Annotated in this window: 9 protein-coding genes; 5 read left to right on the top strand and 4 right to left on the bottom strand. The window is 72.9% G+C overall.

Annotated elements, in window-relative coordinates; translation table 11 throughout:
* From cas7e to cas2e, 5 genes are read left to right on the top strand one after another with little or no spacing between them, the layout of a single operon-like run.
* Positions 1 to 1,215 carry a type I-E CRISPR-associated protein Cas7/Cse4/CasC gene (gene cas7e, locus ACIQIB_RS02920; protein ID WP_400756356.1) on the top strand — a complete coding sequence of 405 codons (1,215 nt, stop codon included), beginning with the start codon at positions 1 to 3 and terminating at the stop codon, positions 1,213 to 1,215.
* Positions 1,212 to 1,907 carry a type I-E CRISPR-associated protein Cas5/CasD gene (cas5e, locus tag ACIQIB_RS02915; RefSeq protein ID WP_400756355.1) on the top strand — a complete coding sequence of 232 codons (696 nt, stop codon included), beginning with the start codon at positions 1,212 to 1,214 and terminating at the stop codon, positions 1,905 to 1,907. The genes cas7e and cas5e overlap by 4 nt, the downstream gene beginning before the upstream one ends.
* 1 nt (position 1,908) lies before the next feature.
* Positions 1,909 to 2,691: a type I-E CRISPR-associated protein Cas6/Cse3/CasE gene (gene cas6e, locus ACIQIB_RS02910; RefSeq protein WP_400756354.1), complete on the top strand. Its 783-nt coding sequence runs from the start codon at positions 1,909 to 1,911 to the stop codon at positions 2,689 to 2,691.
* Between the two features lie 5 nt (positions 2,692 to 2,696).
* Positions 2,697 to 3,689, top strand: coding sequence for a type I-E CRISPR-associated endonuclease Cas1e (gene cas1e / locus ACIQIB_RS02905; RefSeq protein ID WP_400756353.1), 993 nt, complete (start codon positions 2,697 to 2,699; stop codon positions 3,687 to 3,689).
* Complete coding sequence (cas2e, locus tag ACIQIB_RS02900) at positions 3,686 to 4,129, top strand: type I-E CRISPR-associated endoribonuclease Cas2e (RefSeq protein WP_400756352.1); 444 nt, start codon at positions 3,686 to 3,688, stop codon at positions 4,127 to 4,129. Before cas1e ends, cas2e begins: the two co-directional genes overlap by 4 nt.
* A 40-nt stretch (positions 4,130 to 4,169) precedes the next feature.
* On the opposite strand, the gene ACIQIB_RS02895 is transcribed toward cas2e, so the two are convergent.
* The 4 genes from ACIQIB_RS02895 to ACIQIB_RS02880 all read right to left on the bottom strand — a co-directional run bounded on the left by ACIQIB_RS02895 (position 4,170) and on the right by ACIQIB_RS02880 (position 9,189).
* Positions 4,170 to 5,717 carry an NCS1 family nucleobase:cation symporter-1 gene (locus ACIQIB_RS02895; protein WP_400756351.1) on the bottom strand — a complete coding sequence of 516 codons (1,548 nt, stop codon included), beginning with the start codon at positions 5,715 to 5,717 and terminating at the stop codon, positions 4,170 to 4,172.
* Entirely contained in the window at positions 5,714 to 6,790 is a 1,077-nt protein-coding gene (locus tag ACIQIB_RS02890) for a TIGR03842 family LLM class F420-dependent oxidoreductase (RefSeq protein ID WP_400756350.1), read from the bottom strand. The genes ACIQIB_RS02895 and ACIQIB_RS02890 overlap by 4 nt, the downstream gene beginning before the upstream one ends.
* Before the next feature lie 126 nt (positions 6,791 to 6,916).
* On the bottom strand, positions 6,917 to 8,332 hold the full coding sequence (gene hydA, locus ACIQIB_RS02885) for a dihydropyrimidinase (RefSeq protein ID WP_400756349.1): 1,416 nt from the start codon (positions 8,330 to 8,332) through the stop codon (positions 6,917 to 6,919).
* Between the two features lie 14 nt (positions 8,333 to 8,346).
* Complete coding sequence (locus ACIQIB_RS02880; RefSeq protein ID WP_363608653.1) at positions 8,347 to 9,189, bottom strand: nitrilase-related carbon-nitrogen hydrolase; 843 nt, start codon at positions 9,187 to 9,189, stop codon at positions 8,347 to 8,349.
* Positions 9,190 to 13,035: the final 3,846 nt, after the last annotated feature.

The raw sequence follows: 13,035 nt of genomic DNA, 5'->3' as shown, positions 1-13,035 counted from the left end.
GTGAGCCGCACCATCCTGGACGTCCACATTCTGCAGACCGTGCCGCCCAGCAACCTGAACCGCGACGACACCGGCTCGCCCAAGACGGCGGTGTACGGCGGGGTGCTCCGCTCCCGAGTCTCCAGCCAGGCATGGAAGCGCGCCACCCGGGAGGCGTTCGGGAATCTGCTGCACCCGAACGAACTCGGCGTCCGTACCAAGAAGGTGGCAGAGCTGCTGGCCGGGCGGATCATCGCGCTGGACAGCGTCTCCCTCAAGGAGTCCGAGGCGCTGACCGCGGCCGCCGAGACCATCACCGCCGCCACCGGGGCGAGGATCGAGCCGCCGAAGCGCAAGACGGCCAACCCGGCCGGTTCGGGTGCGGAAGGCCCGGCGCCCGAGTCCTCGTACCTGATGTTCCTGAGCGCGCGTCAACTCGACGCTCTCGCAGAACTCGCCGCCGAGGGGCTGGCGGGTTCCGGTGGACTGAAGGCGTTCTTCAAGGACAAGGAGAACAGGGCGCGGGCCAAGGAGGCCGCCAACTCCCGCCACTCCGTCGACATCGCGCTGTTCGGCCGGATGGTGGCCGACGCGTCCGACATCAACGTGGACGCGGCGGCCCAGGTCGCCCACGCGATCAGTGTGCACGCGGTGGAGAACGAGTCGGACTACTACACGGCCGTCGACGACAGGAACACGGACAGCGAGCCGGGCGCCGGAATGATCGGCACGGTCGACTTCAACTCCGCGACGCTGTACCGCTACGCGGCCGTCGACGTCGACCGGCTGCACCACAACCTCGGGTCCGGTCTGCGCGCCGACCAGCCCGGCACGGAGCCGGTGCGGCGTGCCGTGCAGGCGTTCGTCGAGGGGTTTGTCACGTCGATCCCGAGCGGGAAGATGAACACCTTCGCCAATCAGACCCTCCCGGACGCAGTCGTCGTCAAGCTCCGTACCGCCCGCCCGATCAGCTTCGTCGGCGCCTTCGAGGACCCGGTGCCGCTGGGCGGGCGGCACCGGTCGGGCGGTCATGTCGCGGGCGCCTGCGAGAAGCTGGCCGATCATGTGCCCGGCGTGGAGCGGGCGTTCGGCGCGGAGAGCGGCACCAGCACCTGGGTCGTGCGGGTGGGCGACCGGACGGCGGCGCTGGCCGGGCTGGGCACCGAGGTGGGCCTCGGCGAACTCGTCGAAGCCGTGGGCGAGGCAGTCGTGAGCCGGCTGGAGCCTCGTGGATGAACGTCCTTCTCCTGCGGCTGGCCGGGCCGCTGCAGTCATGGGGCGCCTCGGCCCGGTTCACCCGCCGGACCACCGAGCCGGCACCGACCAAGAGCGGGGTGATCGGCCTGCTGGCCGCCGCACAGGGGCGCGCGCGGGATGCCGACCTGTCCGATCTCGCCGCGTTGCGGTTCGGCGTCCGGATCGACCAGCCCGGCACCCGGATCAAAGACCTCCAGACGGCCCACCACGGCGACACCGGCAAGGCGATGCCGCTGTCGGACCGCTTCTATCTCGCGGACGCCGTATTCGTCGCGGCCCTCCAGGGCGACGACGAACTGCTCGACGCGCTGCTGTCGGCCGTCCGCGCCCCCGTCCACCTCCCCTACCTCGGACGCCGTTCCTGCCCGCCGAGCGAGCCGGTGGACCTGGGTGTCCGCCGGGGCGTTCCGCTCAAGACCGCCCTGACGAAGGAACCATGGCAGGCCGGCGCCTGGCACCGGGCCCGGCACACCCACCCACACGTTCGGCTTTCGGTGTTCATCGACGCCGAGCCGGGCGAGCAGGCAAGAGCCGACGCCCTGCGGGACCACCCGCTCAGCTTCGACCCGCGACACCGCCGGTACGCGCTGCGCGCCGTGACGGCCACCACCGTGGACGTCCCCACGCTGAACCCCGACCATGACCCGACGGCCCACCTGGATCCGGCCTGACATGTTTCTCACCCGCTTTCGCATCAACACCGCCCGTACGGGCGCCCGTCGGCTGCTCTCCTCGCCGCAGATGCTGCACGGCGCCGTGATGGCCTCCTTCGCCGAACCCCCGGCGGCCGAACCCCCGGCGGCCGAACCGCCCGCGGCCGGGACGCCCGCCCCACCACCCCGGGCCGACGCACCCACCACGCCACCACCCACCGCCCAGCCGCGCGTGCTCTGGCGAGTGGACCACAACTCCCGCTCCGAGGTACTCCTCTACCTCGTCAGCCCGAGCCGCCCGGACCTCACCCACCTGGTCGAGCAAGCGGGCTGGCCCACCACCGGCGGCTGGCAGACGTACGACTACGGGCGGTTCCTGGCGGGCCTGACAGCCGGTTCCACCTGGGCGTTCCGGCTCACCGCCAATCCCGTACACAGCATTCGCCGCGACAAGGCCGAACCCACCAAGCGCACCGCTCATGTGACGCACGGCCACCAGACCGGCTGGCTGATCAAGCAGCAACACCGGGCCGGTTTCGCCATCGTCGAGAAGGCGCCGGACCGGCGTCTACTGCCTGTGGGTGATGAGCACGAGCTGATCGTCCATCATCAGCGCAGCCTCGACTTCGGCAAGGCCGACCGGGTCACCGGTAGCAGGCAGCGGGTCACCATCGGCACGGCGACCTACGACGGGCGGCTGACGGTCACCGATCCGGACGCCCTGCGCGCGGCCCTCACCTCCGGCCTCGGCAAGGCCAAGGCGTACGGCTGCGGCCTCATGACGCTCGCCCCGGTGCGGTGACGCCGATGGCTGCCGCCCCCGCCACCCGCCGCACGTCCACGCCCCGCGAACTCGCCCGGGTCGGTGACCGGTTGTCGTTCCTGTATCTGGAGCGGTGTGTCATCAGCCGGGACGCCAACGCGATCACGACGACGGACGACGCGGGCGTGACGCACATCCCGTCCGCGACCATCGGGGCGCTGCTGCTCGGGCCAGGTACCAAGATCAGCCACCAGGCGATCAGCGTGCTGGGCGAGTCCGGCGCGGGTGTGGTCTGGGTTGGCGAGCACGGCGTCCGCTACTACGCGGGCGGGCGGGCGCTGACCCGGTCCGCCGCGCTCGCCGAGGCGCAGGCGGTGGCCTGGGCCAACCGCCGCAGCCGGCTGGAGGTGGCCCGCGCCATGTACCGGCTGCGGTTCCCCGCCGAGGATCCGGCGGGCCTGAGCAGACGGGAGCTGCTCGGCAACGAGGGTGCCCATCTCAAGCGCACCTACCACCGCGAGGCCGCCCGTACCGGGGTCCGCTGGAACGGACGGCACTTCACCCCGGGCGATTTCGGCTCCGGCGACGCGCCGAACCAGGCGGTGACGGCCGCCGCCCAGTGCATGTACGGCGTCACACAGGCCGTGGTCTCGGCGCTCGGCTGCATCCCGTCGCTGGGGTTCGTCCATTCGGGGCACGAGCTCTCCTTCGTCCTCGACGTGGCCGACTTCTACAAGACGGACCTCGCCATTCCCGCGGCCTTCGACGCGGCCGCGGAGGGCCCGGAGGACGTCGCGTCCCGCACCCGTCGGCTGCTGCGCGAGCGGATCCGCGAACGCGGCCTCCTGGACCGCTGCGTCGACGACATCAAGGCCCTGCTGGCTCCGTACGCGCAGCGGCCGGGCCCCGGGGGCCGGGCGGCCGACGGAGCAGCGGTCGGGGCGGAGGACGGAGAGGAGGACACCGTCCTGCTCCAGACGGACCGGGACGACATGGTGGCATCCGGCCGCAACTACGGCGAGGGGATCATCTGGTGATCACCATCGTCCTGACCGACTGCCCGGTCGGCCTGCGCGGTCTGCTGACCAGGTGGCTGCTGGAGATCTCTCCCGGCGTCTTCATCGGCAATCCGTCGGCCCGGATCCGCGAGGTGCTCTGGGACGAGGTCAGGAAGTACACCGGCAAGGGCCGTGCGCTGCTGGCGTACACCACCGACAACGAGCAGGGGTACGCCTTCGCGACGCACGACCACAAGTGGCACCCCGTCGATCACGAGGGCCTGACGCTGATCCATCGCCCGGCCGATCGCGCCCCGGTCCGGGCACCCGGCCGGACAGCACCCGACCAGGCGGCACCCGGCCAGGCGGCACCTGGTCAGGCAGCATCCAGCCGGACAACCCCTGGCCAGGCCCCCGACGAGCAGTCCGCGAGAGGCTGGAGCAAGGCCTCCAAGCGCCGCCGCTTCGGCTCGCGGTAGCCGGCCGCCGGCCCGGCCCCCACAAGGCCCGCCGACAGGGTCATCGAAGCCGGCGCCGGGCGCCGAGGCTGAGCCCGCTGTACAGCAGCAGCGAGGCCGCGAAGCCGATCGCCCAGCCGTAGTCGGCGAGCGGCTTCAGCTGCGGCACCAGGCCGTCCACCGGGAACGGTCCGCCGTAGGCGCCGCCGACGGCGAGCAGTCCGCCGACCAGGAAGGCGGTGACGGACCGCCAGTTCCAGCCGCCGGTGTACCAGTACGCGCCGTGCGGGCGGTAGAGGTCGGCGAGGCGGAGCCGGGTGCGCCGCAGGAGCCAGTAGTCGGCGATGAGAACGCCGGCGACGGTGCCGAGCAGGCCGCCGACGAAGCCGAGCCAGCTGAAGATGTAGACGTGCGGGTCGGAGATCAGCTTCCAGGGGAATATGGCGATCCCGATGACGCCCGTGATCAGCGCGCCGGTGCGGAAGTTGACCAGGCGGGGCAGCAGATTGGCGAGGTCGTAGGCGGGTGAGACGACGTTGGCGGCGATGTTGACGGAGAGCGTGGCGACCAGGACGGTGAGCAGGGCGAACAGGATGCCGACCGGGTTCTCCATCTTGGCCGCGAGTTCGATCGGGTCCCAGACGGGCGCGCCGTAGACGGCCTGGGAGCCGGAGGTGACCAGGACGGACAGCAGCGCGAAGAGGGTCATGGTGGTGGGCAGACCGAGGGCCTGGCCGCGGATCTGGGCGCGCTGGCTGCCGCCGAAGCGGGTGAAGTCGGGGATGTTGAGCGAGAGGGTGGACCAGAACCCGATCATGCCCATGAGGGAGGGGAAGAAGACCTTCCAGAATTCGCCGCCCCAGCCGAGTTCGGACGGCCGGTCGAGCAGCGGTCCGAGGCCGCCGGCCTTGACGGTGATCCACGCCAGCAGGGCGAACGCGCCGACGAGGACGAAGGGCGCGGCCCAGTTCTCGAAGCGGCGCAGGGTGTCCATGCCGCGGGCGATGACGGCCATCTCGACCGCCCAGAAGATCAGGAAGGAGAGCCACTGCGTCCACGGGTGGCCGCCGAACTCCCCTGCGGTGCGCCAGGATTCGCCGAGGAGTTTGCCGGCGAGCAGGAAGATGCCCTCGCCGCCGATCCAGGTCTGGATGCCGAACCAGGCACAGGCGACGGCGGCCCGGACGAGGGCGGGCAGGTTGGCGCCGCGCAGTCCGAAGGAGGCCCGGGCGAAGACCGGGAAGGGGATGCCGTACTTGGTCCCGGCGTGGCCGGTGAGCAGCATCGGGACGAGCACGATGAGGTTGGCGAGGGAGATGGTGAGGACGGCCTGTTTCCAGTCCATGCCGAAGGCGATGAGGCCGGAGGCGAGGGTCCAGGAGGGGATGTTGTGGGCCATGCCGACCCAGAGGGCGAGGAAGTTGTAGGTGGTCCAGGTCCGCCGGGCGACGGGGACGGGCCGCAGGTCGTCGTTGGTGAAGGCGTTGTCGGGGAGCGGAACGGCCGGGTCGGGTTCGACCCGGCCGTCGGGGTGTTCGGTCTGGCCCGGGGATATGGCGGTGGCGGATCCGCCGTCCCCGGGTTCTCCGGTCGCGGGGGTGGCGGTCATCCGCTCGTCTCCTGCCCGGGTCGCCCGCCGGACGGTCGCTCACCGGTCGGCCGTCCGCCGGCGAGGTGCGGGATGACGTCGGTGCCGTAGGCGTCGATGGTCGCCTCGACGGCATCGTGCATGGCGTAGACGGCGAACTGGTCGACGCCGAGGGCCCGGAGCTGTTCGAGGCGGGCCAGTTGGGCGTCCGGCGGGCCGATGAGGCAGAAGCGGTCGACGATCTCGTCGGGGACGAAGGCGGTGTCGGGGTTTCCGGCCCGGCCGTGGTGGCTGTAGTCGTAGCCCTGGCGGCCCTTGATGTAGTCGGTGAGGGCGTCGGGGACGAGGGCGGAGTGTTCGCCGTAGTGGGTGACGAGGTCGGCGACGTGGTTGCCGACCATCCCGCCGAACCAGCGGCACTGTTCGCGGGCGTGGGCGAGGGCGGCCGGGGAGTCGTCGGCGGTGACGTAGGCGGGGGCGGCGACGCAGATGGTGAGGGTGTCGGGGTCGCGGCCGGCCTCGGCGGCGGCGTTGCGGACGGCCTTGACCATGTACTCGGTGAGGTAGGGGTCGGCGAGCTGGAGGATGAAGCCGTCGGCCTGGCGGCCGGTCAGGGCGAGGGCCTTGGGTCCGTAGGCGCCCATCCAGACCGGGAGGGCGGCGCCTTCGCGGACCCAGGGCAGGTGCATCTCGGTGCCGTCGACCTCGACGGTGCGGCCTTCGGCGAGTTCCTTGATGGCGTGCATGGCCTCGGAGAGCCGGGCGAGGGTGGCGGGGTGGCGGCCGGCGACGCGCATCGCGGAGTCGCCGCGGCCGATGCCGCAGACGGTGCGGTTGCCGTACATGTCGTTGAGGGTGGCGAAGAGGGAGGCGGTGACCTCCCAGGTGCGGGTGGAGGGGTTGGTGACCATCGGTCCGACGGTCAGCCGCCGGGTCTCGGCGAGGATCCGGCTGTAGATGACGAAGGGCTCCTGCCAGAGCACGCAGGAGTCGAAGGTCCAGCCGTGGCTGAAGCCGGCCTGTTCGGCGCGGATCATGCGGTCGATGAGCAGGCGGGCGGGCGGGTCGGTCTGCAGGACGAGGCCGATGTCCATGGGTGCTCCTGAAAACGGGTGTGGCCGCCCGGGGCCGGGCCACGGCCCCGGGCGGTGGTGAGGGGAGACGGACGGATCCGAAGAGTCCGGTCGGATCAGGTCGGATACAGCTCAGGTACTGGCGGCTCAGGTCAGGTACTGGCAGGTGTCGCGGCGCAGGAAGGTGCCGTGGCCGGTGCGGCCGAGCCAGTCGCCGTCGTCGAGGACGACGGTGCCGCGGGAGAGCACCGTGCGGGCACGGCCGGTGAGGCGGCGGCCCTCGTAGGCGGAGTAGTCGACGTTCATGTGGTGGGTGGCGGCGGAGACGGTCTGGACGGCGGTGGGGTCGTAGACGACCAGGTCGGCGTCGGCGCCGGGGGCGACGGTGCCCTTGCGCGGGTGCAGGCCGAACATCCGGGCGGGGGTGGTGCAGGCGATCTCGACCCAGCGGCGGCGGGTGAGGTGCCCGTCGACGACGGCCTGGTGGAGGAGGTCCATGCGGTTCTCCACGCCGGGCAGGCCGTTGGGGATCCTGGAGAAGTCGCCGCGGCCGAGCTCCTTCTGGCCCACGTAGCAGAACGGGCAGTGGTCGGTGGAGACCACCTGGAGGTCGTTGGTGCGCAGGCCGCGCCAGAGCGCTTCCTGGTGCTCGCGCGGGCGCAGCGGCGTGCTGCACACGTACTTGGCGCCCTCGAAGCCGTCGATGCCGGTCTCGGCGAGGTTGTCGGTGGAGAGGAAGAGGTACTGGGGGCAGGTCTCGCCGAAGACGTTGAGGCCGGTGTCGCGGGCCTGGGCGATTTCGTGGAGTGCCGAGGCGGCGGAGACGTGGACGACGTAGAGGGGGCTGCCGGCGACCTGGGCGAGCTTGATGGCCCGGTGGGTGGCCTCGGCTTCGAGGAGTTCGTGGCGGACCTCCCCGTGGTGGCGGGGGCCGGTTCTCCCGGCGGCGACGGCCTGTTCGACGAGGACGTCGATGGCGATGCCGTTCTCGGCGTGCATCATGATCAGTCCGCCGTTGGCGGCGCCGCGCTGCATGGCGCGCAGGATGCGGCCGTCGTCGCTGTAGAAGACGCCGGGGTAGGCCATGAAGAGTTTGAAGGAGGTGGACTCGCCGGAGTCGACGAGGGCGTCCATCTCCTTGAGGACGCCGTCGTTGACGTCGGAGACGATGGTGTGGAAGGCGTAGTCGATGGCGCAGTTGCCGTCGGCCTTGGCGTGCCAGGTGTCGAGGCCTTCGCGCAGGGAGCCGCCGACGGGCTGGACGGCGAAGTCGACGATGGTGGTGGTGCCGCCCCAGGCGGCGGCGCGGGTGCCGGTCTCGAAGGTGTCGGAGGCGGCGGTGCCGCCGAAGGGGAGTTCCATGTGGGTGTGGGCGTCGACGCCGCCGGGGATGACGTAGTGGCCGGTGGCGTCGATGACGGTGTCGGCGGTCCAGGCCTGGGCGGTGTCGCTGCCGGTGGTGGCGAGGGCGGCGATGCGTTCGCCCTCGATCAGGACGTCGGCGTGGAGTTCGTCGGTGGCGGTGATGACGAGGCCGCCGCGGATGACGGTGCGGGTGGTCATGGCCGGTGTCCTCCTCACGCCTCGGTGAGCGGTCCGTAGGCCTCGGGTCGGCGGTCGCGGTAGAACGCCCACTGCCGGCGGACCTCGCCGATCAGGTCGAGGTCGAGGTCGCGGACGACGAGTTCCTCCTCCTTGTCGGAGGCGACGTCACCGACGAACTGGCCGCGCGGGTCGACGAAGTAGGAGGTGCCGTAGAAGTCGTTGTCGCCGTACTCCTCGGTGCCGACGCGGTTGATGGCGGCGACGAAGTACTCGTTGGCGACGGCGGCGGCGGGCTGTTCGAGCTGCCAGAGGTAGGCGGAGAGGCCGCGGCTGGTGGCGGAGGGGTTGTAGACGATCTGGGCGCCGGCCAGGCCGAGGGCGCGCCAGCCCTCGGGGAAGTGGCGGTCGTAGCAGATGTAGACGCCGACCCTGCCGACGGCGGTGTCGAAGACGGGCCAGCCGAGGTTGCCGGGCTTGAAGTAGTACTTCTCCCAGAATCCCTTGACCTGGGGGATGTGGTGCTTGCGGTACTTGCCGAGGTAGCTGCCGTCGGCGTCGATCACGGCGGCGGTGTTGTAGTAGACGCCGGGCTGCTCCTCCTCGTAGACCGGGACGACGACGACCAGGCCGAGTTCGCGGGCGAGGGCCTGCATCCGGACGACGGTGGGACCGTCGGGGACGGGCTCGGCCCAGCGGTAGTGCTCGGGTTCCTGGACCTGACAGAAGTACGGGGCGTTGAAGACTTCCTGAAATCCGATGATCTTTGCGCCTTGGGCGGCGGCCTCGCGGGCGTACCGCTCGTGGAGGGCGATCATCGTCTCCTGATCACCGGTCCACCGGGTCTGGACGAGGGCGGCGCGGACGATCTGCGACATGGGTACCTCCGCAACTTCGCGGCCCGACTGCGGGGTTGGGCCTGCGGTCTGAGGGTTGACGGGGCGGATCTGCCTGTGGGTCCACGGTCGTTCCCCCCGCCGCCGTCCCGGTCCTGGCAATGGACGACCACAGGGGCCCACACGGTGTCTACGTGCGTAGACCGTGGTGCGTAGACCGTAGGCCCGGCCTCGGTGGCCTGACAATACGTCGGACGGAACGCGGCCGGGGTGATCCTGTTGCGCGGACACGCGGGCACCCCTGGATGGGATGAAACGCTCATCTACCCCGCAGCCAACTTCCTTACTCATTCGGGTGAATCCAGGCGCGCGGTGTGCGGGGTCTCGCGCGTCGGGGTAAGACGCGCCATGATGCTGCTCCGATCCGTCACCGATCGGCGGCGGACAGTGACTTCGGCCGCCCGTCCGACCGGCCTGACGGCTCGGTCCCGACTCTGTTCACGGGGGAGGTGGAGATGACGGCCGCACCCGACGCGCCCGGTTCCCGGGTGGCCGCGCCCGCTCGGCCGGAGCACACCCTCGGCCGGCTGCCGTCCTGGATCGGCCGGGCCGAGGAGGCCGACCGGCCGGCCCCGGTCCCGGCCTGGGCCGGTCTGCTGCTCGGTCTCGGCACGCTGCTGCCACTCGCGCTGGGCTGCCTGCTGTTCGGCCGCTGGGCGCCCGCCGTGCAGGACGTGCGCCTGCAGCTGGCCGGCTCCCGGGCGGCCGCCGAGGCCGTGGTCACCGGGCGGATCGGGGAGTACCGCGCCGCGCTGCGGGCCGACTACTGGCTCCTCGGCGGCTACTCCCTGACCCTGGCCGCCGTCGGCCTGCTCGGCGCGTACGTCCTCGGCCGGCCGCGCCAGCGGCTGGTCGCGCTCGCCGCCGGCGGCGCCGGGCTGCTCGCGGGCGCCTGCGACCTCGCCGAGGACGTGCTGCTCGCCGCCGGGCTGGGGCGGCTGGGCCCCGGCCGGGCCGGCTCCGACGCGCCGTTCACCGCCGCGACGGCCCTCTCCACCGTCAAATGGCTGCTGCTGCTCCCCGCGGGGGCGATCGCCCTGACCATCCTCGCCGTCACCCTCTCCCGCGCCCTGCGCGCCACCCTGCCGGGCCTCCGGCGGCGCCCGCGCCCGAAGGGCGGCGGCGTTCCACCCGAACGGGGCGACGACACCGACCGGGCCACCGGCCCCCGACCGGACGGCGACACCCGGCCGGACGGCGACACCGCCGGCCCCGAGCTGATCCCGCCCTGGCCGGTCGCCACCGCCCATGACGGCCGCTGGCCGTCCGGCCCCCGCGCGCACGGACCGCTGGACCACCAGGCCCGCTGGCGCAACGGCACCCAGGTGCCGCCGGGGCGGGAGCACGCCCGGCTCGGCTTCTGCGTCTCCGGCGGCGGCATCCGCTCGGCCTGCGTCACCCTCGGCGCGCTCCAGGCCCTGCGGCCCTGGCTGAAGCAGGCCCGCTACCTGGTCTCCGTCTCCGGCGGCGGCTACACCGTCGGCGCGCTGCAACTGGCGCTCAGCGACTCCGCCCCCGGCTGCCCGGTGCACGCCGTCTCCGGTCTGACGGCGGACAACGTGATGGAGCCCGGCTCCCCGGAGGAGGACCACCTCCGCCGCCACGGCCGGTACCTCGCCGACGGCGCCGGCCAGTGGCTGGTCGCCCTCGGGACGCTGCTGCGCGGCCTGGTCGCGGCGCTCACCCTGCTGCTGGCGGCCGTCCTGGTGCTCGGCCTCGGGCTCAGCCGCTTCTACCAGTTGGTCCCGCTGACCGACCTGGACGGCCTGGCCGCCGTCGGCCTGCGAACCGGCGGCGCCCACCCCGGCGCCCTCGGCGTCCGCCCGGCCGCCCTGTACGCGCTCCTCGGGCTGCTCGTGGCCGCCGCCGTCTGCTGGCTGCTCTGGCTGCTGGCCTTCTCGCTGCTCGGCTGGAACACCCTGCTGCCACGCGTGCTGCGCCGGACTTCCTACGCCGCGCTGGCCCTGGCCGCGCTGCTGGTCGTCGGCGTGCTGGCGGTGCCGGGGCTCGCCTGGGGCGCGGTCCGGCTGCAGGACGAGCTGGCGATCGGCGCGCGGCAGACCGGCGCGGGCCTCAGCCTCACCGTCCTGCTCAGCTATCTGGCGCTGCTGCTCGGCATACTGTGGCGCGGGCGCCGGGCGATCGAGCACGGCGCGGCCGCGATCGGCGGCCTGCTGCACGGGGCCCGCCGGCTCGGCGGCGGGCTCACCGGTGGAATCGCCCAGTACCTGGTGGTCTGGGCGGCCCTGGCCGCGCTCTCGACGGGCGCGCTGCTCGCCCTCGGCTGGGCGGTCGCCACCGGCCACGCCTGGCCCGCCGCCGCCCAGGTGCTGCTGCCCCTCGTCCTCGCCACCGTCGGGCTCAACCTCGACCAGACCTGGATGAGCCTGCACCCGTTCTACCGGCGCCGGCTCGCCTCCGCCTTCGCCGTGCGCCGATCCACCGAGGGCGGCGAGGTGCTGGCCCGGCCGTACCACTTCTTCCGGGAGCAGACCCGGCTCACCCACTACGGGGCCCGGCACCCCGACTTCCCCCAGGTGATCTTCGCGGCGGCGGCCAACCTGTCCGGCAGCTCCCGCACCCCGCCCGGGCGCCGGGCGGTCTCGTTCACCTTCTCGCACGACTACGTGGGTGGCCCGGACGTCGGCTACGCGCGGACCGACCTGCTGGAGCGGCGCACCCGGCGGCACATCGCCCGGGACCTCACCGTGCAGTCCGCGATGGCCGTCTCCGGCGCCGCGTTCTCCTCCGCGATGGGCCGTCAGTCCCGGGTGTACCAGGGGCTGTTCGCCGTCACCAACGCCCGGCTCGGCACCTGGCTGCCCAACCCCGCCGCGCTCGGTCCGCTCTGGACGGCCGCCCCGGACTGGCGCCGCGCGCCACAGCCCGCCGTCCGCCGGCTGCAGTACCAGCTGCGCGAGCTGTCCGGACGCTTCCCGATGGACGACCGCTTCCTGCTCACCACCGACGGCGGCCACTACGAGAACCTCGGTCTGGTCGAGCTGCTGCGACACGGCGTCCGCACCGCGGTCTGCGTCGACGCCAGCGGGGACACCGCCTACGCCGCCACCCTGGCGGCGGCGATCACCCTCGCCCGCGAGGAGCTGGGCATCGTCATCACCCTGCACGAGCCGGAGCTGCTGATCCCCGGCAGCGCCGCCCGGCTCCCGTCCCCCTCCGGCACCCGCCGGGGGGACCGGGCGGACGGCAGCGCCGACCCCGACAACCCCGACGACCCGAACCGCCCGGCCGACCCGACCGGCACACAGGGCGCGGACCGGCAGCCGCCGTTGCGCGGCCTCGCGGCGCAGCTGGCCGACCGGCTCTCCGCCCGGGCGGTCGTGACCGGGGACATCCGCTATCCGGCACCGCTCGACTTCGGGGACGGCGGCGGTGGATCCCACGGCACGCTGATCGTCGCCCAGGCGGTGCTCACCCCGGGCATGCCGTACGAGCTGCACTCCTACGCGGTGGCCAACCCGGCCTTCCCGAACGACAGCACCAGCGACCAGTGGTTCGACCACCGGCAGTTCGACGCGTACCAGACGCTCGGCCGCTACCTGGGTGAGCAGGCCGTGCCTGCGGTCAAGGCGGCGCTGGCCGGGCACAAGCCGGCTCCGGTGCCCGCCCAGCCGTCCCCCCAGCCGTCCGCCCAGGCCTCCAGCCAGGTCTCCGCCCGGCCTTCTCCCCCGCCCTCCGCCCCGTCGGGGGGGCGGGCGGCCCGGGCCCCCCCCGCGGGGGCCCCCGCCCCGCCCCCCCCCCGGGCCGCCCCCCGGGGGGGGGGGGGCGGGCGTGAGGGGCGCCAGTGCCGTAGGGGAAGATGCGGCA

It is taken from the genome of Kitasatospora sp. NPDC092286, from assembly GCF_044755565.1.
Lineage (GTDB): Bacteria > Actinomycetota > Actinomycetes > Streptomycetales > Streptomycetaceae > Kitasatospora.
The sequence above is the reverse complement of the archived record's forward strand: the minus strand, read 5'-3'. Positions and strand labels throughout refer to the sequence as shown.